The following is a 22,678-nucleotide window of genomic DNA, read 5'->3' on the forward strand; positions in this document are numbered from 1 at the left end:
TCACGTGAGTGAGGGGGTATGGGGTGCTTTTCTGGCCGGGAAAAAGATGTCTGAGCGAAGCGAGTTATTTTTCCCAGAAGAAAAGTACCCCGTACCCCCTCGCTCATCCCCTCAACCAACAGGCTAGGCAGTCTCAGACTCCAAAACAGGCCGCCGCTGATCCCGCTCGGTGGTCCACTGCTGCACCGGATCGGTTTTCTCAGGGGCGTTGACGAACTCACGGAATCGCTTGCGTTTCTCCGGGTCTGCCACCGCCGTTTTCCACTCGCATTGGTAGGTGCCCACCAGGCCTTCCATGTGTTCTTCCAGCTCCGCGCCCAGGCCGAGGCTGTCTTCCAGCACCACCTGTTTGAGGTAATCCAGGCCGCCTTCCAGGTTCTCCATCCACACGCTGGTGCGCTGCAGCCGGTCCGCGGTGCGCACATAGAACATCAGCACCCGGTCGATGGTGCGGATCAGCGCCTCGTCAGACAGATCGGTGGCGAACAGATCGGCGTGGCGCGGGCGCATGCCGCCGTTGCCGCACACGTACAGGTTCCAACCGTTCTCGGTGGCAATCACGCCGATGTCCTTGCTCTGGGCCTCGGCGCATTCGCGGGTACAGCCGGAGACCGCCATCTTGATCTTGTGGGGCGAACGCAGGCCCTTGTAGCGGTTCTCCAGGAAGATCGCCATGCCCACGCTGTCCTGCACGCCGTAACGGCACCAGGTGCTGCCGACGCAGGATTTCACCGTGCGCAGGGACTTGCCGTAGGCGTGGCCGGTCTCGAAGCCGGCGGCGATGAGCTTCTCCCAGATCGCCGGCAGCTCGCTCAGGGTGGCACCGAACAGGTCGACCCGCTGACCGCCGGTGATCTTGGTGTACAGGTTGTACTCCTTGGCCACTTCGCCGAGCACGATGAGTTTGTCCGGGGTGATTTCCCCGCCGGGGATGCGCGGCACGATGGAGTAGGTGCCGTTTTTCTGCATGTTCGCCATGAAGGTGTCGTTGGTGTCCTGTAGCGGCACGTGGTCGGTGGCCAGGATGTGCTCGTTCCAGCAGGTGGCGAGGATGGATGCCACCGTGGGTTTGCAGATGTCGCAGCCGTGACCCTTGCCGTGGTCGCGGATCAGGGTGTGGAAGGTGCGAATGCCGTTCACCTTCACCAGGTGGAACAGTTCCTGGCGGCTGTATGGGAAGTGTTCGCACAGGTCCTTGCTGACCTCCACACCGCGTTTTTCCAGTTCGCTGTCCACCACGTTTTTCAGCAGTGCGGCGCAGCCACCACAGCCGGTGCTGGCCTTGGTTTCGCCCTTTACGCTGGCAAGATCGCTGCAGCCGGCGTCAATGGCGCCGCAGATGTCGCCCTTGGTGACGTTGTGACAGGAGCAGATAGAGGCGGTTTCCGGCAGCGCGTCCGGGCCCAGTGCCGGGGCGCCGCCCTGGCTTTCCGGCAGGATCAGGGTTTCCGGGTTGTCCGGCAGGGTGATGTCGTTGAGGGCGTACTGCAGCAAGGTGTCGTAGTGGCTGTTGTCGCCCACCAGGATGGCACCGAGCAGAGTTTTGCCGTCTTCGCTGATCACCATGCGGCGGTAATGTCCCACTTTCTCGTCGTTGAAACGGATGTTGCGGGCGCCCGGGGTCTGGGCGTGGGCGTCACCGATGGAGCCCACATCCACGCCCAGCAGTTTGAGTTTGGTACTCATGTCGGCGCCGGTGAAGGCCGCCTCGCGGTCGCCGTTGAGGGCCGCGGCCAGGGTGCGGGCCATGGTGTAACCAGGCGCCACGAGCCCGAAAATACGCTCGCTCCACAGGGCGCACTCACCAATGGCATGAATGTGCGGGTCGGAGGTGGTGCATTGATTGTTGATCACGATGCCACCCCGCTCGCCGATGTCCAGACCGCTGGCACGGGCCAGGGTGTCCTGGGGGCGGATGCCGGCGGAGAACACGATCAGGTCGGTTTCCAGATGGCTGTCGTCGCTGAAGTTCATACGCAGGCGGGCGTGCTCGCCGTCGACAATCTCGGTGGTGGCCTTTTCGGTGTGCACCTGCACGCCCAGCTCCTCGATCTTACGTTTGAGCAGGGCACCGCCGTCGGTGTCCAGTTGAACCGGCATCAGTCGCGGCGCAAACTCCACCACATGGGCGTTCACCCCCAGGCTCTTCAGGGCGTTGGCCGCTTCCAACCCAAGCAGGCCTCCGCCCACCACCACGCCGGTCTTGACGCCCGCGGCACTGGCCCGAATACGGTCGAGGTCCTCCAGGGTGCGGTATACCAGGCAGTGGGGATGCTCATTGCCCTTGATCGGCGGCACGAACGGGTAGGAGCCTGTGGCCAGCACTAGCTCGTCGTAGGCATAGTCACCCATGGGCGTGGTGATGGTCTGGTTTTCGCGGTCAATGGCGGTGACCTGCTCGCCCAGGTGCAGATCGATGTGGTTTTCGGCATACCATTCCGCAGTGCCCATGGCGAGGTCGGCGTGGGTGGAACCGCCGAAATATTCGGACAGATGCACGCGATCGTAGGCCAGCAGTTTCTCCTCACCAAAGACCTTGATGTGGAAACGATCGGCCGCCGCGGTGGCGGTCAGCTGCTCGAGGAAATGGTGGCCTACCATGCCGTTACCGATCACGATCAGGGTGTGCTTGCTCATGGGTGTTCCTCTTTCTTGCACCGGCGCCATCACGCGGCGTCGCAGTAGGGTTTGCCAAAGGCCAGATGGGCCCGGTAGGGGCTGATGTCATCGCCTTGTTGAATGCGTTCGCTGTACCAGGGGCCATCGGTGGTTTCACCGAACAGCACCGCGCCGGTCAGACGCTGGTCGCGGACCAGCAGCCGGCAGTAATGTCGGGTTTCATGGTCCTGCCAGATCACCGATTCGGTGTCGCCGTCTGGCTGGGTCTGGCCGCAGGAAAATATGGGAATGCCGCTGATTTTCAGGCGGGTGGCAATCACCGCAGGCTCGAACGCGGCGGTGCTGGCGTTGTCACACAGCACCTGTGCCAGAACCTCGGCCTGCTGATAGCCGGGTTCCACCAGGCCGAAGGTCTGCCCGCCTATCTGGCAGCATTCGCCGAGAGCAAAAATGGCCGGGTCGCGGGTTTGCAGCCGGGAATCGACAGTAATGGCGCGGGCGCAGTTCAGGCCGGCGGAATCGGCCAGCCCGATGTTGGGGGTGATACCGGCGGCAATCACCACCAGATCGGTGCTGATCAGGGTTTCGTCGTCCAGTTGCACTGCGCGCACCGAGTCCCGCCCCAGCAGCGCCACTGGTGATGTGCGGGTGCGGATGGTCAGCCCCCGCTCGGCCAACGCCGTTTCCAGCAGATTACCGCCGGTGGGGTCGAGCTGACGGTTCAGCAGATGGTTGCTGCGATGCAGTACGGTCACGGCCATGCCACGGCTACGCAGCCCCTCGGCGGCTTCAAGACCGAGAAAACCGCCGCCGATGACGACCGCGCGACGGTGGCGCTGGCTGATATCAATGAGTTTGCGGGTGTCACGCAGGTCGCGAAAGCCCACCACACCCTCCAGATCCTCACCATCAATGCCGAGACGGGCCGACCGTGAGCCGGTGGCGATTACCAGGCTCGAGTAGCTCTGGACCCGTCCGCTGGCGGTGACGACCGTTTTGGTGTCGCGATCGATCGCGGTCACCGGGTCACCCTGATGTACCTTGATGTTGTGGCGGTGATACCAGTCGGGCGGCTGCAGGCACAGGCTGTGTTCACTGGCGTCGCCGGCAAGCAGTGCCGACAGCTGGATGCGGTTGTAGGCCGGGCAGGCTTCGCCGTTGAACACCACGATGCGTCGGAACGGCTGGCGCGGTTGCGCCACCAGTCGCTCCAGCAGACGTTGCGCCACCATGCCGTGGCCGCAGACAACCAGAGTATTCAGAGAGTTATGCCCGGCGGTGGTCATGTTCGCTGTCCTTTCCCGGCGTGATTTCAGCCCAACAAAAAAAAGCCGGAGCATCTCCTCCCCGAAGGGACTCGATGGTCCGGCGCCAATGCCAACAACAATGATCTGATGGTCCGGCCAGTCCATAGCCGGGACATTCTTCCCTACGTTTACTACTGCTAACTCTGTGCCAGTTTTACGAATGCAATATAAACAACAGGTTAGGCGTTCTCTTCCGCAGGCCGGGCCTGAGTCGTGCGCCCGGACGGGGCGGTGTGCACCGCGAAGGTGCTGGCGGCCGCATCCGTTTCGTCAGCGTTATTGTCGGCGCCGGAGGTGTCCCGGGGCGGTGTGTGTTTAGCGGGAAAGCTCTGCTTTTCATACAGGAACGACAACACCGCCTGGCGATAGTGCACGTACTCCGGATGATCCGCCAGGGCTACCCGGTTGCGGGGTCGTGGCAGCTTGATGTGCAGCTCCTCACCGACGGTGGCTGCTGGACCGTTGGTCATCATCACGATGCGGTCAGACAACAGCACCGCCTCATCCACGTCGTGGGTAATCATGATCACCGTGCTGTTCAGATCCTGCTGGATCTCCATTAGCGAGTCCTGCAGGTGCGCGCGGGTCAGCGCATCCAGCGCGCCGAACGGTTCATCCATCAGCAGCACGCTGGGCTTCATCGCCAGTGCCCTGGCAATGCCCACCCGTTGTGCCATGCCACCGGAAATCTCACCGGGGCGCTTGTCCAGAGCGTGCCCCATGTTCACCAGATTCAGGTTGTGCAGAATCCAGTCGCGGCGCTCGGCTTTGCTCATGGATTTGCGGAACACCTGTTGTACTGCCAGTTCGACGTTCTGGTACACCGTCAGCCAGGGCATCAGTGAATGGTTCTGGAACACCACGGCGCGCTCCGGCCCCGGAGTGTTGACCTCGTGGCCATCCAGCACACAGCCGCCACGGCTGGCTTGCAGCAGCCCGGCGACGATATTCAGCACCGTGGATTTACCACAACCGGAGTGTCCGATCAGTGACACAAACTCCCCTTTGCGGATCTTCAGGTCCACGTTCTCCAGCGCGATGAACGGTCCGCCGGGGGTGTCGAAAGCCATTTGAACGTTGGTTAATTCGAGATGGGGCTTGCTCATAGCTGTTTCCTCAACTGACATTATTCGTTCCAGGCCACTTTCTTCTGCACCAGCAGCATGATCCGGTCCAGCAGAAAGCCAATAAAGCCGATGGCCAGCACCGCCACCATGATCCGGCTCAGGGACTGGCTGCTGCCGTTCTGGAACTCATCCCAGACAAACTTACCCAGTCCAGGGCTTTGGGCCAGCATTTCGGCGGCGATCAGCACCATCCAGGCAATACCCAGCGACACCCGCAGGCCGGTAAAAATCATCGGAATCGACGACGGCAGCACCACCCGGCGAACGTGGGTCCAGAACGACAGCTGCAACACCTTGGAGACGTTCAGCAGATCCGGATTGACCGCGGCCACACCCACGCTGGTATTGATCAGGGTGGGCCACAGGCTGCACAGGGTCACCGTGATCATCGAGGTCAGGAATGACTTCTCGAACATCGGGTCATCACTGACGTAGGTGGCGGAGACCACCATGGTCACCAGCGGCAACCAGGCCAGCGGCGACACCGGCTTGAAGATCTGGATCAGCGGATTGACCGCCGCCGAAAAATGCCGGTTCAGACCGATGATGATGCCCAGCGGCACTGCGATCAGCGTGGCCAGCACAAAACCGGCCAGCACGGTGCCCAGGCTGGTGACGATCTGATCGAAAAACGTCGGGGCGCCCGGATAGGAGCGAATCCGCACCTCGGCATCGGGGTTGTCCGCCAGAATGCGTTCGTTGCGCTGCTCCTGCATGGTGACGAATTTTGCTGCCCGGTCCCGCTGATCACTGTGCTCCTGCCACAGCTGGCCGGACTGCTCCAGCACCTGGGCCGGCCCCGGGAACGCCCCGAGGGAGGTCTGGACCTGAGGCGCGGCCAGATGCCAGAACCCCAGAAACAGCAGGATACCGATGGCCGGCAACAGCAGCTGACGGGCAGCGCCCGCCAGGTTGCGTGCGGTCAGTTTGTCGCTGACCGACCGCAGCCAGAGCTGGGCCTGAACCGGCAGCCGGGTCTGATTGCGGGTCTGATTGAGTGTTGTCATGCGATGTCTCCTGCCCCCCGGTCTCAGGGAGTTTCTGAACCTTTCAGCCCGATCTTGAAGCTGTCGATATAGGCGTTCGGCGTTTTCGGAGTGAATGCCACGCCGTCGATCAGTTCGCCCTGGTAGGGACGGGCGAAATTCTCGCCTTCAAGGTCCGGGAAGTCCTCGGCACTGAGGGTGCCGTCGGCGATCAGTGAGGAAGCTGCCTCGGCGTAGATGTCGGCGCGATACACTTTGGCAGCGGTCTCCATGTACCAGTCATCCGACTTGGGTTCCGGAATCTGGCCCCAGCGGCGCATCTGGCTGAGATACCAGATGGCATCGGACGGGTACGGGTAGGTGGCGAAGTGGCGGAAGAATACGTTGAAGTCCGGTACCTCACGCACGTCGCCTTTCTCATACTCGAAGGTGCCGGTCATGGAGTTGGCAATGACTTCCTCGTCGGCACCCACGTAGCTGGAGCGGGCCAGGATTTTTACCGCCTCCGCGCGATTGGCGTTGTCATTTTCGTCAAGCCAGTGGGCCGCGCGGATCAAGGCTCGCAGCAGGCGCAGGTGGGTATTGGGGTATTGCTCCGCCCAGTCTTCGGTCACACCGAACACTTTTTCCGGGTTGTTGGGCCAGATCTCGTAGTCGGTGATCACCGGCACGCCGATGCCTTTGAACACGGCCTGCTGATTCCACGGCTCGCCCACGCAATAGCCCTGAATGGTGCCTGCTTCCATGGTGGCCGGCATCTGCGGCGGTGGAGTAACCGAGAGGTGGACGTCCGCCCCCAGCGTTCCGCTGGTGTCGCCGCGCTGGGGGGCATACAAGCCGGGGTTCAGACCTCCGGCGGCCAGCCAGTAACGCAGCTCGTAATTGTGGGTAGAGACCGGGAACACCATGCCCATGCGAAACCGCTCACCCTTGTCGCGGTACTGTTCAATCACCGGCTTGAGCGCAACGGCGCTGATGGGGTGGGCCGGCTTGCCGTCAGCGTTATCGTCGATGTGCGGGCGCATCTGCTCCCACACATCGTTGGAGACCGTGATGCCGTTGCCGTTCAGGTCCATGCTGAAGGCGGTGATGATGTCGGCCTGGGTGCCGTAGCCGATGGTTGCGCCCAGGGGCTGACCCGCCAACATGTGGGCGCCGTCGAGGGAGCCGGTGACCACACCATCCAGCAACACTTTCCAGTTGGCCTGGGCTTCCAGTTCCACAAACAGGCCTTCATCCAGGAAGAAGCCTTGCTCCCACGCGATCGCCAGTGGCGCCATATCGGTGAGTTTGATAAAGCCCAGCTTCAGGTCCGGCTTCTCGGCCGGTCCGATCTCGGCCTCGACGCTCGCTGCGCCGGCCAGAAGCAGGGTGGTGGCGGTCAATACTCTGAATATCCTTGGTCCGGATGTCATCGGTGTCTCCTGACGTTTTTTCAGTCCCAAAAAAAACGCCTGCTGCCCTGAAGAGGGAAGCAGGCGTCTGTGCCTGGGAGTTCAAGTTGTGATCAAAGTTTTAGTCGTTGCCTGTCCAAGGTGTTGCAGGCCCTGTGCCAGTTTTTTATCACAATGAAATTAAAGGATATTTTGTTTTCAGGGCCAGTCAGAAGCATGAGAAGCACCGGGTTTCGGAGCGATTTTGGTGCGTCAGGCCTCATTTGCGGGCAGTGAGGACGCAGGCCCATCGGACGGCCAGGCGTGACGCTGGTCGCCCAGCAGGTAATCGCCGGCAACGTTCACCGGTCCGAACTGCCCGCTGAGGGTGAACGGGTGGTGATGCTGGCCCTCGGTCTTGCTGTCGATCACCGGCGTGTCGATACCCAGGGAAGCAGCCGCGTCGCGGAAAATATCGGGCCGGACAATGCGCCGCAGTGCCTGGCTATCAATGGTGTCCAGCTGCCGGTGGGCAATCAGACGCGTAGCCAGCCAGTGGGCCTGTGACAGCCACGGAAAATTCGCGGAATGACAGAAGAAATGCTGATGCAGCCCGGGATGAAACGGGCTGCGGCCATCAGAATGCAGTGGGAATTGCTCGCCGATGTTGCGATCAAAATATTCGCCCAGGTAGTCCGGCCGGGAGAGGACACGGGCCAGCATGGCGTGGTTGTCGGGGCAGTCCAGCCAGCGGCAGGCCGCCAGCAGAGCACGGATCAGGTGGTGGTGCATTTCCTGGTGCTGTTCGGCCCAGTCGCTACGAACCCCGATCACCTTTTCCGGGGCGTTCTGCCAGATCTGGTGACCCGAGTGCAGGATGTGCCCGAGCCGGCGGCGCTCGAGCACGCTGTTCCAGGGTTCGCCGACACAACAGCCCTCAATGGCGCCGCTTTGCAGCGCGTCCATCATCTGGACCGGTGACACCGGGATGATGTGAAAATCCTGTCCGTTAACGGCTCCGCCGGAATCCAGCCAGTCCCGCAACTGCAGGTCGTGGCTGGACCAGGGTGCCACCGAGGCCAGCCGCACCGGCTGCTGGCGCTCCCGCGCCAGGGCAACCAGGGCGCGGGCGGTTTCGATGGGCTTCAACAGATTGGTGCCGGTTCCCAGGATCTGGTCAAACAGACCGTTGCCCAGGGTAATGCCGTTACCATTACGGCTTAGCACCATGCCGGTGGTGATCGGTATCGGCGGCCGATCGGCGGCAAGCGACATGCTCAGGGGCATGGGGGCGAGCATCTGCCCGCCTTCCAGCAAGCCGAAACTGACCTTATCCCGCAGTGAGGCCCAGGAGCTTTCCCGCACCAGTTCCACCCGCAGTCCCTCGGCATCAAACAGCCCGAGTTCCTGCGCCATGATCAGCGGAGCGCTGTCCAGCAGGGGTACGAAGCCGAGCCTCAGATTAAAGCTGGTGCGCGGGCGTATGGGGGTGGGATTCACCATGAAAGAGCGGTTACCTCATCAGCCTCAGGAGGCCTGGCGGATCGCAACGTTGTCGGCCGGCTCGCCAATCAGCGCGATGATGCGCCTGGCCATATCGGACAGCCTCTCGCTGTGATCCATGGCGGTGGAGCGCAGGATCTGGAAGGCGGTGTCTTCGTCACAGCCTTCCCGCTTCATGATCAGTCCTTTCGCCCGTTCGATGATCTTACGGTCTTCCAATGCGTTGCGGGTCTGGACCAGTTCTGTGCGCAGGGCCTGAAACGACTCGAATTGGGCAATCGCCGAATCAATGATCGAACGCACGCTGTCCGGCTTGACGCCATCTACCACATAGGCGCTGACGCCGGCGCGGACCGCTGCCTGAATGGTGGCGCGATCGCCGGGTTGGTCGGCGAAGAACACAATGGGCCGCGGGGCGTGGTCGTTCAGGGTGCTCATGTTTTCCAGGGTGTCGCGGTCCGGTGATTCCATATCAATGATCACCATGTCCGGCTGGTCCCGCGCCACAGCGGCGGTCAGGCCGGTGGCATTGGGGCGCTGGCGGATGACTTCGTGGCCACTGTGGGTCAGCGCCGCGCACACCTGGCTGGCGCGTTCCGGGTTGTTGTCTATCAGGAGTATGCGTAGGGACTCTGATGACTGCATGATGCTTCCTCAAGTTCTCTTTGCGTATGACAGAAGCACAGCAATATGTCTGCCACAGACCGCGAAAAGCGTTAAAACAGAGGTTTAGATGCCTTTTATCGCGTACCGGGCAGGTCCGGATGCTGCGGGCGTGCATCGCGCTTGTGCGCCGTTGGCGTGCCGTGCACCAGAATGTTGCGGCCTTGCCTCGGCCGGTCGGTGACCCGGGCGACGGGTGTGACGGATTTACAGGGCTTTCCGGGCTTTGGCCCCTGATTTGCTACATTTAAGCCATTGCGATAAAAATCCGAGACCTTCCGACCACATCGGGTCGGAATAATCCCTGACACAGGCAACGAAGCCCGCCATGTTCCCGGCCGTGAATACGCCCGGAATATGCCGGGCTTTTTTGTTGCCGTCTGATAGCCGGAGCGCCCATGCCGACGCCGATCCATGATCAATCAACGCCAATCAACACCACCTGCCCCTACTGCGGAGTTGGCTGTGGCGTGTTGGCAACGGCTGACCCGGCGCCCACGGTCACCGGCGACGCCGAGCATCCGGCCAATCAGGGCCGGCTGTGTGTGAAAGGCGCCAGTCTTGGCGAGACCCTGGGCGATCATGGCCGGCTGCTCATTCCCAAAGTGGGCGGCGCTGAGGTCTCATGGCCGGTGGCCCTGCAGGCTGTCGCCTCGGCCATCCGGGCGGCTACGGACACCTATGGCCCATCGTCCGTGGCGTTTTACCTGTCCGGCCAGTTGCTGACGGAAGACTATTACGTGGCCAACAAGCTGGCCAAAGGCTTTATCGGCACGCCCCATGTCGACACCAATTCCCGTCTTTGTATGTCATCGGCGGTGGCCGCACACAAGCGCGCGTTCGGCGGCGATCTGGTGCCCGCCTGTTATGAGGATCTGGAACTGGCCGACCTGCTGGTACTGACGGGTAGCAACGCGGCCTGGGCTCACCCGGTGCTGTACCAGCGCATGAAAGCGTCGGCCCGCCCCGGGCGCAAAGTCGTGGTGATCGATCCCCGCCAGACCGCCACCACCGAGCTGGCGGACCTGCACCTGGCCCTGCGACCGGGTACCGATACCATCCTGTTCAACGGTCTGTTGGTGTGGCTGGCGGCCACCGGTGAACTGGATCAGGCCTACGTGGCACAACACTGTGCCGGTTTTGACGAGGCGCTCGCGGCCGCCACGGTGGCGGCGCCCAGTGTGGCGGCGGTGGCGCAGGCATGTGATCTGCTAGTGGCGGATGTGGAAACCTTCTACCACTGGTTTGCGGCGGAGCAGCGCACGGTCACGGCGTTCTCCCAGGGTGTCAACCAGTCGGTTGCGGGCACCGACAAATGCAACGCCATCATCAATTGCCATCTGGCCACCGGGCGGGTGGGCAAACCCGGCGCCAGCCCGTTTTCTCTGACCGGCCAGCCCAATGCCATGGGAGGCCGTGAGGTGGGCGGTCTGGCCAACACCCTCGCGGCCCACATGGATTACGACACCCCCGACGCGAAAGCCCGGGTTGCCCGCTTCTGGCAGTGTGAGGCGGTGGCCGATGGCCCAGGGCTGAAGGCGGTGGATCTGTTTGATGCCGTCGAGCGGGGCGAGATCAAGGTGCTGTGGGTGATGGCCACCAACCCGGCGGTGAGCCTGCCCGAGTCCGACCGGATTCGCCAGGCACTCAAGCACTGCCCGACGGTGATCGTGTCCGACTGTGCCGCGCACACCGATACCCTGGACTGTGCCGATATTGCCTTGCCAGCTGCCGGCTGGGGCGAAAAGGACGGCACCGTGACCAATTCCGAGCGCTGTATTTCCCGTCAGCGCCGTTTCCTGCCATTGGCCGGTCAGGCCCGGCCGGACTGGTGGATTGTCTCCGCGGTGGCGGGGCGGCTGGGATACGGCGACCGGTTTGACTATCAGGGCCCGGCGGATATTTTCCGTGAACACGCCAGGCTCTCGGGGTTCGAGAACCCGGGCAGCCGCGTGTTCGATATTTCCGGGCTGGCAAAGTTGAGTAATGAAGCCTACGACACGCTACTGCCGACCCAGTGGCCGGTGCCGGCCGCTGGCGCCCGCTCGCCCCAACGGCTGTTTGGCGATGGCCGGTTTGCGACCGAAGACGGTCGTGCCCGATTCGTGCCGGTGCACTCGATCCTGCCGTCCCAACAACCCTGTGATGCCTACCCGATGATTGTGAACACCGGCCGTATCCGCGACCAGTGGCACACCATGACCCGCACCGCCCGCGTCCCACGGTTACTGGCGCACCGTGCCGAGCCGTTCATTGACGTGCACCCGGACAATGCCCGTGAGCTGGGGTTGGTAAGTGGCTCACTGGCGCTACTGGAGGGCGAGCGCGGGCGCTTTCTGGGGCGGGTCAATATTCACGATGGTCAGCGTGCCGGCGAGGTGTTTGTGCCCATCCACTGGAACCGCCAGTTCTCCGGAGACGCGGTGGCAACGGTACTGACCGACAGGGTGGTGGATCCGGTTTCTGGCCAGCCAGAGGCCAAACATGGCCGCGCCCGGCTGCGGCCATGGCGAGCGCGCTGGCATGCCCGCCTGCTGGTGCGGGGAAATCGATCGCAACGCTGGCAAGCCGATTACTGGACACAACAGCCATTGGCTGGCTGCACCAGCTGGTGGCTGGCCGGCAAAGCGCCGGTGGATTGGCCAGTGGACGGTCGCGACTGGCTCGGTGGACCGCCGCAACTGGTGATGCAGGACAGTCGTCAGGGCCGCTTCCGCGCCGCTCGGCTGGTGGACGGGCGGCTGGAGGCGGTGTTACTGGTGGAGCGTGATCCTGCCCTGTTACCGGCGGTGGACTGGTTGGCCGGAGTGTTCGCCGAGGACGAGATCAGCGCGACCACCCGCTGGCAATTGCTGGCGGCCCGCGCAGTGGATACCGAGGATATTGGCGCGCTGGTGTGCAGCTGCTATCAGGTGGGCGAGAAGCAGATTGAACGGGCCATCGCCGGGGGTGCTGGCAGTGTGGAAACCCTGGGCGCGAAACTGCAATGCGGCACAGGTTGCGGTTCCTGCCTGCCGGAACTCAAGGCGTTGATAGCGGATGCCGGCGGATTGGCTCAGGAGGCCGGCGCCGGGTCTGCCCTGCTGAGCAGTGACACCGGTACCCGGTAGCGCAAGCCCCGGGACGGACCGGTGCCCTCCACGGTGCAGGTCTTGCGGTTGACGCGGATAATGTCGCCCCGGTGCTGACGGCGCCCGCTGCCAAACTGGACACTGTCCCCCACCTGCCAGTTGGCCGCCAGTTGCCGCAGGTGAGGGCTCTCAAAGCGCTGATGGGGTAATTCGATACCCGCCTGCTCGGCCTGCCGCTGCAGGTAATCCCGCGCCGCCTCCGCGCCACCACTGGCGTGCAACTGATCCAGAATCTCGTAGAAGTGCCGGTTGTGAACCGAGCCGCGGAAGCGTTTGCCGGCGTTGTGTTGCAGCAGATGGGCAAACTCGTGGCAGCAGGTGTGCGCCAGCAGGTTCAGGGTGGTCAGTTCACCCCCGAAGTATCCCCGCTGCTGAATCTCGCGTCCGGACAGCCAGCCGGCGGCGGAGTGAGCCTCATGCTTGGCCACGATCATGCGTATGCCGTAGGTGATCTGATGCTGTTTACGCTGCGGGTCAAAGCGATGATAGGTGGCCTGACCGGAGCCGACGCGGCAATGCAGGGAGCTGCGGGTGCATTGCTGACGAAGCCAGGGCTCTGCCGGTGCCCAGAGAATCGTGCGGGTGGTGTCGCACATCAGGGTGCCGAGGGCACGTGCGGTGGTCTGTTCAGCCATCATGTATCCGCTGCAACCTGAAAGGTTGTGAAAGTGACGTGTGCAGCGGTGATGATACCGCCAGTTCGCGGCGGGGTAAAAACAACAACGACCAGCAAAGGCTGGCCGTTGGTCTCGCAATGTGCGGAAACGCTTACGCTTCGAACGGGGAGCGCCAGTCGTCGGCGCCGGAAGTACCGGCAACGGCATGCTCCCAGGTGACCTTGCGGTAGGCCACAGATACTTCCACCAGTTGGGTGAACTCGGCCTTGGTCGGATCCTGGCAGTGGGGCATCTTGCAGTCGATGTTGATGATGGTGGCATCTTCCAGGATGGTGGAGAAGAAATGCTCCTGCTTGCCTTCAACAGACGTGCGGTACCACTTCATTTCCACTTTCGGCAGCATCTCACCGGACGCCAGGGCGTTGTACATCAGCGGGGTGGCTTTGTTCAGGGCCGCGGTGAATTTGAACGGCTTGTGAACGCGCTGACCCGCCGGCTGGCCGGACTGGGGATCGGTGGGAACGGTGACAACGTGGTTGAATTCCTGAACCAGTACTTCGTCTTCGTGACCTTCAACGTAGATGTTGCCGACGGAATCGGAAGTGAATGCACCTGCGGTGATGTTTCCCTGGGTCTGGCCTTCGATGCTGATATAACAAGGAGTTGGCATAGTCTGCTCCATGACGTGTGAGTGAGTAATGTCCCCGGGCTCTTCCCTGGACGGAAGAAAGGATTACAAGAGCTGTGCCAGATCAATAAATAATAATAAAAACAGATAATTAAGGTTTTTTGAGACACGTGCCGCTGCAGCTGAGGCAAGACTTTGCTTTGGCGCGGGCGAGAGTTTGCTGGCCGGGCAACCGTTTGCCCGGCTTATGCGGGCGGTCAGCGCAGGCTGAAGCGAACCGGCAGGGCATACCGGAAGCGCTCGCCGGTCATGGAGTCCGGCACTTCCGGTAGTGGGGCGGCCTGCTCCAGCATTTCTATGGCAGCGTCATCCAGCAACCTGTGCCCGGAAGACTGCCTTAATGAATGATCGACCAGCGTGCCGTCACGACTGAATTCGAACACAATCACCGGCGAGCCCTGCTGGCCCAGGCGGCGGGCGCGGCGGGGGTATTCGTAGAAGCGGCTGAGGTGTCGGCTCAGCCGGCTCAGATACTCGTCCACGTTGCGGGAGGCTCCAGCGCTGAGTTCCACCTGCTGGTTCTGGTTCCGGGTGTCCGGGTTCTGCTCGGTGGTTTCGCCGGCCTCCTGGTCTGCGGCCGGCTGCTCCGTCTGTTCCGGGGTTTGCGGAGTCGGCTCTGGTTCGGGCTCGGGTTCCGGTTCGGGCTCGGGCTCAGGTTCTGGCTCAGGTTCTGGCTCAGGTTCTGGCTCAGGTTTCGGTTCCGGCTCTTTGGACTCTGTTGGCGCGGGCTTTTTACGGGGCGCTCCGGCCAGAGAGATCTTCATGGCGGGCGCGGCAGTCACAGCGGCTTCGCCCAGCGGTTTGAGCGTGGGCACGCTTTTGGGTGCGGCGAGGGCAATAGCCACGGCCGTGATCAACACCGACAGCATCAGGAAAGTGGCACGAACCCTGTTTCCCGCGGTCATGATCCGGAGGGCTCCGTTAACAGGATCACGTCGGTGTAGCCATTGTCTTCCAGTGTGCGCAGCAGGCTTTCCAGATCCGACATGGCGACGTCTCCGGCGGCGGCGATTCTCAGGGGGCGGTTGTCGTCCGGTGTTGGCAGTCTGGCTGGCAGGTCCTCGCGGGTTACGGTGTCTCCATCCACCTGCCACTGCAGATCAGCAGTGACTGCCATGTCTGCTTCTGGCGCCTGCCGCTGGTCAGCGCGGGCGGCGGCCGGTAAGTCGGGCAGTGGCGTGTCGGCCAGCTGCCCGGCCACAATAAAGAACATCAGCAGCAGGAACACCAGGTTGATCAGAGGCAACAGCGCGTCTTCCACCCTCTCCATCAGTGATTTGCCTGAGGTGGCGGGTGGCGGAACCAGATCGGTCATGGCTGGCTCTCCGGCGTGGTTGTGCGCTTCCAGTGGGCCGTGAGGTTGGCGTCAGCGGTGTTGCTGCGGGTTTGATTGAGTGTGCTCAGCGTCCGGGTGAAGTCACTCAATGAGGTATTCGTGGCGGTGCTGACGTTGATCTCATGGATGTTCCGCGCGTTCAGTGTGGCCGTCAGCTCTTCCAGCCCATAGCGCGTGTCTCCCCACTCCAGCGAGCCATCGGCCAGCACCCTCACCTCCGGGATCGGCTCACCCGTGGTCGGGCTGGTGTTGCCCGTCTGGTTGGCCAGCTCGATATGGTCCACCGGTAACAGCCTGCTGGTCAGCATGAAAAACACCAGCAGTATGAATACCACATCGATCAGCGGGGTAATACGGATCGGTAAGGGGCGGCTGGGCCTTGGTTCAACCAGCTGCATGGGCAAGGCGACTCTCGGTTTCGGTTTCCGTTACCGTGTGGGGCCGGCTGACTTCTGCCGGCTTGCGGGCCGCCGGGGAGGACAGTTCCACCTCGGCAGTATCGGAGTCAGAGGATTCTGCGCGGTGTTCAACGGCGAAAATGCTGACCAGGGCTCCGTTCATGGTTTTATGAATACGGCGCAAGCGGAACTCGATCCAGGCGGCCAGCGCAGCGAACGGGATGGCGACAACCAGTCCGGCGGCGGTGGTGGTCAGGGCCTCATAGATCCCGCCACTGAGTTGGGTGGCATTGGCGCGACCTTCGGTGGCAGCCATGGCACTGAAGGCCTCCATCATGCCCAGCACGGTACCCAGAAGGCCGAGTAGTGGCGCGAGGGCGGCGATCACTTCAATGATCTTCAGGGGCGCCTCAAAGGGCTCCAGTGCCCTGTGGGCATCTCGCGCGGCGGTTTCCCGTACCTGTTGTGGGCTGCGCCGGGCCAGCTGGTTTTCCATGGTGTTGATCACCAGGTGGTGCAGTGGGTTGAGCCCTGACCAGAATGTCTGCTGCTGTCGCAGCTGGCTCGGGGCCCGATCTGACGGGTTTTGTTGCCAAAAGGTAATCGATTTTTTAAGTTTGGAACTCAGCCTCGGCGTGTAAAACGTGCCAAACAGCATCAGGTAGACAAAGGTCACGGCACCGGCCGCCGCCAGAGCAATGAGTACCACCATGACCGGACCACCCATGTCAATCAGCTGGCTCAGCGGGCTCGAGAGCGTCGCCAGGGATTCGGGGGCGGTGGTCAGTGGTGTGTCGGACATGAGAATCGCCTCGGTACGTAAAGTAGGTCTAAATAATAACGATTATCACTAATTTTTCAAGTCCGTAATCCGGGCTCAGGGCGGTCTCTGTTAAAATTCTGAAACTGTTTTCATTGCCTGAACGTCTCTGTACCAACGTGTGTATAGACCTGGTTGATTGCAGGTTGCCCTACCCTGTCTGTCCGGAGTAACGCTGTTGTGCTGATCAAACGCTGGTTTGGCAGTCTGGTAAACCGAGCCGTTGCATTGGTTATTCTGGTGATCGTGCTGTCCGCGGTGATGGTCACCATCGCCGGTACTCTCATGAGCCGCGGCGAGCTGGAGTCCCAGGCCGAAGCCGAAGTGGCCACCATTGTCGGCCTGCTGGCGGATGACCTGGACGAAACGTTGTCGCGCCGACGCGAGATCCTGGCCAACATCGCGGAAAACCTGGCCATGGGTGAGGAGGTTTTAGCGGCGCGGGCCAGGGTGCTGGTGCGTCGCGAAGTGGCGTTGCGACACCTGTTTAACGGGGTGTATCTGATCGACGCGGATGGCCGTGTTATCGCCGAATACCCGGAAGAATTCCAACAGGTGGGGCGGGACGTCAGTCAGCGAGCCTATTTCCGCGAAACCACACAGACGCTGACGCCGGTGATCAGCCAACCCTATCGGTCGTTCTATCAGGATCTGCCTGCGGTCATGATTACCGCGCCCATCTTCGACCATAAAGGCCGGTTTATCGGCATGATTGGTGGCTCGACCATGCTCAGTGGCCGCAATTTCCTGGAGCGGGTCGGTGAGGTTCGTATCGGCCGGTCCGGGTATGTCAGTGTGGCCACCCGCAACGGCATTACCCTGGCCGACGGCAAGATACGCCGGGTGATGGCGCCGGTGGATGCCACCAACGAGTCGGTGGCGCTTGCCATGACCGGCTTTGAGGGGGTGTTGCGCTCCGAGGATGGCGCCGGCAATCAGGTCATCATGGCGGTGCGCCAGATGGCTGAGGTGCCCTGGTATGTGGCCGGGGTGTGGCCGCTGAAAGACGCGTTTGCGCCGGCCAACCGGCTGGTGGATAACCTGCTTTGGGTGCTGCTGGCGGTCATTGCGGTACTGGCGCCACTGGCACTGATCGTGTTCCGGGGATTGATGGTGCCGCTGAACGTGCTGGGGAATCAGCTCGCCGAGCGTCATCTCGGGGTGCGCACCACCCCGGTGGATGTGTTCGGGGCTCCGGAAATCCGCCAGGTGGCGGAAACCTTCAATACCGTGATGGAAGAGCGTGATGAGGTGCTGTCCTCGCTGGCGGAACGTGAGGCGTTTTTCCGCTCGCTGACCCAGAGTGCGCCCATCGGGATCGTACAGACCGACGTGCTGGGGCGCATCGAATTCGTCAATCCTGCGTTTGAAACAATCACCGCCAATAACGGCCACGCGCTGCTTCATCAGTACCTTATTGCCGGGGTGTATGAAGACGACCGGCAAATGGCGCTGGCGGAGTGGTCGGCGGCACTGCGCAATCATGAGGTGTTTCACGGTCGTTTCCGCCTGAAACGCAGTGATTCTGACCTGCCGGTGTGGGCGGATGTGATGACGGCGGCTATCGAAACGCCGGAAAAATCCCTGGGTACCATCACGGTGGTGCGGGATATCACCCGCGAACTGGCGGTTGAAGACGCCCTGCGGGAAGAACAGCAGCGTGCCGACAGCATTCTTGCCGTGCTTCAGGAGGGTGTGCTGATGGTGGATACCCGGGGGGTGATCCGCTACGCCAATGGTGCGGCCTGCGCCTTCGTGGGTAACGGGGAAAACTGCGAGGAGCACAATTTCTTCGAGCGGGTGGTGATCGAGGACCGGTCGCGGCGGCTGACGTCCGCGGATTTCCTGGCCGGTGAGAATTTTGCCAACCTCTACGTGACCCTGCGCAACCGTCGCGACCAGGAATTCGATATCGACCTCACCATGCTGCACCTGCGCAAGGGCCACGAGAACGAGCGCCTGGTGTTTGTGTTACGGGATGACAGCGAGCGTCGCCGCCAGGAAGAACGGCTGTCCTGGGAGGCCACCCACGACAGTCTGACCCAGTTGATGAACCGTCGTGCCTTCAATGCTTCGCTGATGAAATGCCTCACTGGCGCGGCAAGACAGGAATCTGCCAGCGTGCTGATGCTGATCGACCTGGATTATTTCAAGCCGGTCAACGACGAAGGCGGTCATCTGCTGGGGGATGATCTGCTGAAGCGGTTGGCGGATCTGTTCAGGGAATCCGTGCGTCAGTCCGACACCGTGGCGCGACTGGGCGGCGACGAATTCGGCATTATCCTGCCGGCGTGCGGGCTGGAGCGGGCGGAATCCCTGGCCGAGCGCATCCGCGCCGGTGCCCAGGATCTGCGTATCGAGCAGGATGGCAAGTTCTACGGTGTGACCACCAGCATTGGTCTGACGGCACTCTCGCCGGATGACCCCGGCCCGCGGGAAATCATGGCGCGGGCGGATCAGGGCTGCTATATCGCCAAGGCCGAAGGGCGCAACAAGGTCATTGTGGTGCCCGTTGCGGGTGCCTGACCCGGGCACCGTCAGGCCATTGCCGCACTAAGGGCCTGCCAGAGCAGGCGTAGCGCCAGCACCGTGAGCAACAGGTTGAAGGCCTGACTGAACAGCCGGTTACTCATGGTTCTGAGCACATGAAGACCGACCCAGGTGCCGAGGAAGCCGAAGGCGATCATGCCGAGGATGAACGGCAGCCAATCCCGGAAGACAAATCCCGCCACGCCGAACACCAGCGCCTTCGGGGCATGCTGCAGGCACATGGCCGTGGCGAAGGTGGCGACCGTCGTGAACCGGTCGCTGTGCATCTGCTTGATAAACGCTGCCACCAGGGGCCCGGTCGCGCCCACGAACAGGCTGACAAAGCTGGTTGCGGCGGAGGCCAGGAACACCCCGGATGGCCCGAAAGCGCCTTTTGGCAGGCTCGGGCCCCAACACAGATACAGCACGAACAGGGCGATGGACAGCTGCCACAGGTGCGCCGGCAGGTCCACCAGCAGCCAGGCGCCCAGGGCGGCCCCCACCAGCACGCCGGGGGCAAACGCAGCGATGGTTCGCCAGTCGGTGTGGCGCCAGGTAAGCACGGCGCGCCCGCTGTTGGAGCCCAGCTGGATCATGCCATGAACCGGAATGATCGCCGCCGGTGGCACCCACATGGCCATGAGCACCAGCAGCAATACCCCACCGCCGGCGCCCAGGCTGGCGGTCACCATGGACGTCACGGCAGACGCCAGTAACAGAAATGCCGCCACCGGCACCGACAGGCTTTCAGGAATCAGGGTCAGGTCCAAGCGGTAATCTCGCTCATGGTTGGCAGAACTCCGAACTGCCGAGCTCCGGGTTTTTGCACAGGGCTTCCGTGGCCAGTTGCACATCGGCAACGTAATACAGTGACGCCAGCCCAAACCGGTCTCTTCCGAGGTTGTGGAAGATCATGCCAAAGGCGATGTCGCCGGCGGTGTAGCTGTCGTGGTTGTCGGCGAAGTAGGCGGCCGGCCTGGACAGGGTGTCGTCGTCCATCAGGGCCTGCACCCGTGCCGCGCCGCCGTGGTATGCCTGCATCAGCAGGAGGGTGAACAACCGGTCCTGCTTCTTCGGTGGCAAATGACCGAAACGTTCCTCGAACACCGGGCGCAGGTTGCGGGCGTTCTGGTTCATCAGCTTCAGGGCGCAGTCAATCTGCGCCAGGCGGTGCCAGTAGTTGGCGGGCTGGATCCGGCAATCATCAAGGGCCGGAGGCGATAACTGCAGGATACCCCGGGCGTTGGCCTGGGAGTGTGCCCGTTGCCGGCCGCCGCTTTCGATCAGAACCTGCCCTCCCAGGTAGCGGGGGAGCTCCGGTGGCAGCTCGAGGCGTTGCTGTTTTGCCCGCGTCTGATAGACGTAGAGCAGCGCCTCGTGGAGCGTTCCCGGCTGGTCGGCGGAGCCGAATCTCAGGTCGTCCCAGGCGCCCCACATCCGATCCTCAGGCTGCGTACCGAAATAACGGGCCACAGCCTCATCAATGTTGACGTGGGGCTGGTCGCAGGCCAGCGCGAAGGGATAGCCGGTGGTGTCAGGAGCACCCTTTGCCCATGCATCGGCTCGCCCGCTGTCTGCCAGGCGCGCGCGGGTCTTGTTCAACCGCTGCTGGGTTTTTTCACGGCTGTCGGCGTCGTTCATGTACCCGAGAAACTGTCCACGCATGTTGTAGAGAATGTGGCGTTCGCGCTCGGCGCAATAGCCGGTCTCTTTCAATACCCAGCGGCGGATGGTGACAATGTTCTCGTAGACACCCTGACTGACCCAGTAGGGTGAACTGCGCACGATGTCTTTCCAGTCCGCGACCGGTTCGTTAGCACTGGCTGTCGGCAGCGCCGTTGCCAAAACCAGCAACGGGACAAACAGGACAAGCTGGCGGCAGCGCTTGAGTCTGATGGTCATAAACGTTATACCCATGAGTCTCCAGAGCTCAGAATAACAAATGGAAGCGATGATGAAGCAATCCGAATACCTTCGATACGACGCCGTTGCACTGGCTGATCTGATTCGCCGCGGAGAAGTGTCTTCCCGCGAGGTGTGTGAGGCCGCCGTGGAACGGGCAGCGCAGGTGAATGGTAGCCTGAACGCCATCTGTTACCCCCAGTTTTCCGACGCCCTTGAGCAGCCCCATCCCCAGGATGCGCCTTTTTCCGGCGTGCCGTTATTGCTCAAGGATCTCGCGCAGGAGCAGGAGGGACATCCGTGCACGTATGGTAGCCGCGGTTTCAAGGCCAACATTGCTGCGAAAAACTCGGAGTTTGTCCGCAGGGCCCTGGACGGCGGCCTGGTGATCCTGGGGCGCACAGCAACCCCGGAGTTCGGCCTGAAGGCAGTCACTGAATCGCGGCTCTGGGGCCCGTCACGCAACCCCTGGGACACCCGGCTCACGCCCGGCGGTTCCAGTGGTGGTTCCGGCGCGGCAGTGGCTGCCGGCATCGTGCCCATGGCCGGCGCCAACGATGGCGGCGGCTCCATCCGCATTCCCGCGGCCTACAACGGATTGTTCGGGCTCAAGCCCTCCCGTGGCCGTATTTCTTCCGGCCCTTTCATGGGTGAGGCCTGGACCGGGGCCTCCTCGGATCACGTGGTCAGCCGCACGGTACGCGACAGCGCCACCATGCTGGATGTGGTGGCCGGGCCGGCCAGCGGTGATCCGTTCGTGATTCCGCCACCGGCGGAACCCTTTGCCCGCTTGATGCAGAAAACCCCGGGGCCGCTGCGGATCGGGGTGTTCACGTCCTCGCCCTACCATACCGAGGTCGCGCCGGAGTGCGTAGCCGCGGTGGAGGAGACCGCACGCATTCTGGAAAACCTCGGGCATCACGTGGAATATGCCCGCCCGGAATTCGACGGTATGGCGCTGGCTCGCTGTTACCTCGGACTGTACTTCGGCGAGGTGTCGGCGCTGATCGAAAAAGCGAAAACGCAACTGGGCGCCAAGGATGAGGACTTTGAACTGGATACCCGGCTGATCGGCATGTTGGGGCAGACCATGCCGCTGGCGGAGTACGTCAGCCGTCGTCAGCAATGGAACGAGTTTGCCCGTGCGCTGGGTGCCTATTTCAGCCGCTTTGACCTGTATCTCTGCCCCACCACCGGGCAGTTGCCGGCCCACATCGGAGAGCTGGATACCCCCGCGCACCTGCAGTTTGCGGCGCGCCTGATGCTGACGCTCAAGGCAGGAAGGCTGGTGCACAGGAGTGGACAGGTGGATCAGATGGCCCTGGAAAGTCTGGCCAGAACCCCGTTTACCCAGCTGGCCAACCTCACCGGGACACCGGCCATGTCTGTGCCGATGCACTGGACCTCCGCCGGGCTGCCGGTGGGCGTTCAGTTTGGTGGGTGCCATGGCAGCGAGGGCACACTGTTCCAGTTGGCGGCACAACTGGAAGAGGCCAGTCCCTGGTTCTCCCGGTACGAGCGTCTGGACGCGGGTATCGCGTGATGGCCGAGTGCCCGCGGGCCAGATGAATCGCGCTGTTGTGATCCGACATCGGAAATGCCACGTTTATCTTTGTAGGCGTAACAGGCTATGCTGTAAGTCAGGAGGGTGCCAGCCTTCCTGACAGACCCTGATGGCA

17 protein-coding genes and 1 pseudogene are annotated in these 22,678 nt (G+C 62.4%); 3 read left to right on the forward strand and 15 right to left on the reverse strand.

What is annotated here, in order from left to right:
* Window positions 1-123: 123 nt before the first annotated feature.
* The 7 genes and pseudogenes from nirB to MLC70_RS13545 form a co-directional block, all read right to left on the reverse strand.
* Complete coding sequence (nirB, locus tag MLC70_RS13515; protein WP_248184622.1) at window positions 124-2,637, reverse strand: nitrite reductase large subunit NirB; 2,514 nt, start codon at window positions 2,635-2,637, stop codon at window positions 124-126.
* A 29-nt stretch (window positions 2,638-2,666) separates the two neighbouring features.
* Window positions 2,667-3,905 (reverse strand): NAD(P)/FAD-dependent oxidoreductase, encoded by a 1,239-nt coding sequence (locus MLC70_RS13520; RefSeq protein ID WP_248184624.1) that lies wholly within the window; start codon window positions 3,903-3,905, stop codon window positions 2,667-2,669.
* A 350-nt stretch (window positions 3,906-4,255) separates the two neighbouring features.
* Window positions 4,256-4,996: pseudogene (locus tag MLC70_RS13525) on the reverse strand (ABC transporter ATP-binding protein); the annotation flags it as partial.
* Between the two features lie 56 nt (window positions 4,997-5,052).
* A complete protein-coding gene (locus MLC70_RS13530; RefSeq protein WP_248184626.1) occupies window positions 5,053-6,060 on the reverse strand; it encodes an ABC transporter permease in 1,008 nt (335 codons plus the stop codon).
* A gap of 23 nt (window positions 6,061-6,083) precedes the next feature.
* The gene (locus tag MLC70_RS13535) at window positions 6,084-7,454 is read right to left on the reverse strand and encodes a CmpA/NrtA family ABC transporter substrate-binding protein (protein ID WP_248184628.1); all 1,371 of its coding nucleotides are present in this window, start codon (window positions 7,452-7,454) and stop codon (window positions 6,084-6,086) included.
* Between the two features lie 231 nt (window positions 7,455-7,685).
* The gene (locus MLC70_RS13540) at window positions 7,686-8,915 is read right to left on the reverse strand and encodes a CmpA/NrtA family ABC transporter substrate-binding protein (protein ID WP_248184629.1); all 1,230 of its coding nucleotides are present in this window, start codon (window positions 8,913-8,915) and stop codon (window positions 7,686-7,688) included.
* Between the two features lie 24 nt (window positions 8,916-8,939).
* Window positions 8,940-9,560 (reverse strand): ANTAR domain-containing response regulator, encoded by a 621-nt coding sequence (locus tag MLC70_RS13545; RefSeq protein WP_248184633.1) that lies wholly within the window; start codon window positions 9,558-9,560, stop codon window positions 8,940-8,942.
* A 416-nt stretch (window positions 9,561-9,976) separates the two neighbouring features.
* Here MLC70_RS13545 and MLC70_RS13550 point away from each other — a divergent pair, with 416 nt between their 5' ends.
* Window positions 9,977-12,688 (forward strand): nitrate reductase, encoded by a 2,712-nt coding sequence (locus tag MLC70_RS13550; RefSeq protein ID WP_248184635.1) that lies wholly within the window; start codon window positions 9,977-9,979, stop codon window positions 12,686-12,688.
* Here the strand turns inward: MLC70_RS13550 and MLC70_RS13555 are convergent.
* The 6 genes from MLC70_RS13555 to MLC70_RS13580 all read right to left on the reverse strand — a co-directional run bounded on the left by MLC70_RS13555 (window position 12,634) and on the right by MLC70_RS13580 (window position 16,550).
* Entirely contained in the window at window positions 12,634-13,347 is a 714-nt protein-coding gene (locus tag MLC70_RS13555; RefSeq protein ID WP_248184638.1) for a hypothetical protein, read from the reverse strand. The genes MLC70_RS13550 and MLC70_RS13555 overlap by 55 nt on opposite strands.
* A gap of 130 nt (window positions 13,348-13,477) precedes the next feature.
* Window positions 13,478-13,996, reverse strand: coding sequence for an Hcp family type VI secretion system effector (locus MLC70_RS13560; RefSeq protein WP_248184641.1), 519 nt, complete (start codon window positions 13,994-13,996; stop codon window positions 13,478-13,480).
* Between the two features lie 215 nt (window positions 13,997-14,211).
* Window positions 14,212-14,919 carry an energy transducer TonB gene (locus MLC70_RS13565; RefSeq protein WP_248184644.1) on the reverse strand — a complete coding sequence of 236 codons (708 nt, stop codon included), beginning with the start codon at window positions 14,917-14,919 and terminating at the stop codon, window positions 14,212-14,214.
* Complete coding sequence (locus MLC70_RS13570; protein ID WP_248184645.1) at window positions 14,916-15,329, reverse strand: ExbD/TolR family protein; 414 nt, start codon at window positions 15,327-15,329, stop codon at window positions 14,916-14,918. The genes MLC70_RS13565 and MLC70_RS13570 overlap by 4 nt, the downstream gene beginning before the upstream one ends.
* On the reverse strand, window positions 15,326-15,748 hold the full coding sequence (locus MLC70_RS13575; protein ID WP_248184647.1) for an ExbD/TolR family protein: 423 nt from the start codon (window positions 15,746-15,748) through the stop codon (window positions 15,326-15,328). The genes MLC70_RS13570 and MLC70_RS13575 overlap by 4 nt, the downstream gene beginning before the upstream one ends.
* Window positions 15,735-16,550, reverse strand: a complete 816-nt coding sequence (locus tag MLC70_RS13580) for a MotA/TolQ/ExbB proton channel family protein (protein ID WP_248184649.1) — start codon at window positions 16,548-16,550, stop codon at window positions 15,735-15,737. Before MLC70_RS13580 ends, MLC70_RS13575 begins: the two co-directional genes overlap by 14 nt.
* Window positions 16,551-16,748: 198 nt before the next feature.
* On the opposite strand from MLC70_RS13580, the gene MLC70_RS13585 reads away from it, so the two are divergent.
* Window positions 16,749-19,094, forward strand: a complete 2,346-nt coding sequence (locus tag MLC70_RS13585) for a sensor domain-containing diguanylate cyclase (protein ID WP_248184652.1) — start codon at window positions 16,749-16,751, stop codon at window positions 19,092-19,094.
* Window positions 19,095-19,105: 11 nt separating this feature from the next.
* On the opposite strand, the gene MLC70_RS13590 is transcribed toward MLC70_RS13585, so the two are convergent.
* Complete coding sequence (locus MLC70_RS13590; RefSeq protein WP_248184654.1) at window positions 19,106-19,867, reverse strand: sulfite exporter TauE/SafE family protein; 762 nt, start codon at window positions 19,865-19,867, stop codon at window positions 19,106-19,108.
* 13 nt (window positions 19,868-19,880) lie between these two features.
* Entirely contained in the window at window positions 19,881-21,014 is a 1,134-nt protein-coding gene (locus tag MLC70_RS13595) for a hypothetical protein (RefSeq protein WP_248184655.1), read from the reverse strand.
* Between the two features lie 25 nt (window positions 21,015-21,039).
* On the opposite strand from MLC70_RS13595, the gene MLC70_RS13600 reads away from it, so the two are divergent.
* On the forward strand, window positions 21,040-22,542 hold the full coding sequence (locus MLC70_RS13600) for an amidase (RefSeq protein WP_248184657.1): 1,503 nt from the start codon (window positions 21,040-21,042) through the stop codon (window positions 22,540-22,542).
* The last annotated feature ends 136 nt before the right edge of the window (window positions 22,543-22,678 follow it).

It is taken from the genome of Marinobacter goseongensis, from assembly GCF_023156235.1.
GTDB lineage: Bacteria > Pseudomonadota > Gammaproteobacteria > Pseudomonadales > Oleiphilaceae > Marinobacter > Marinobacter goseongensis.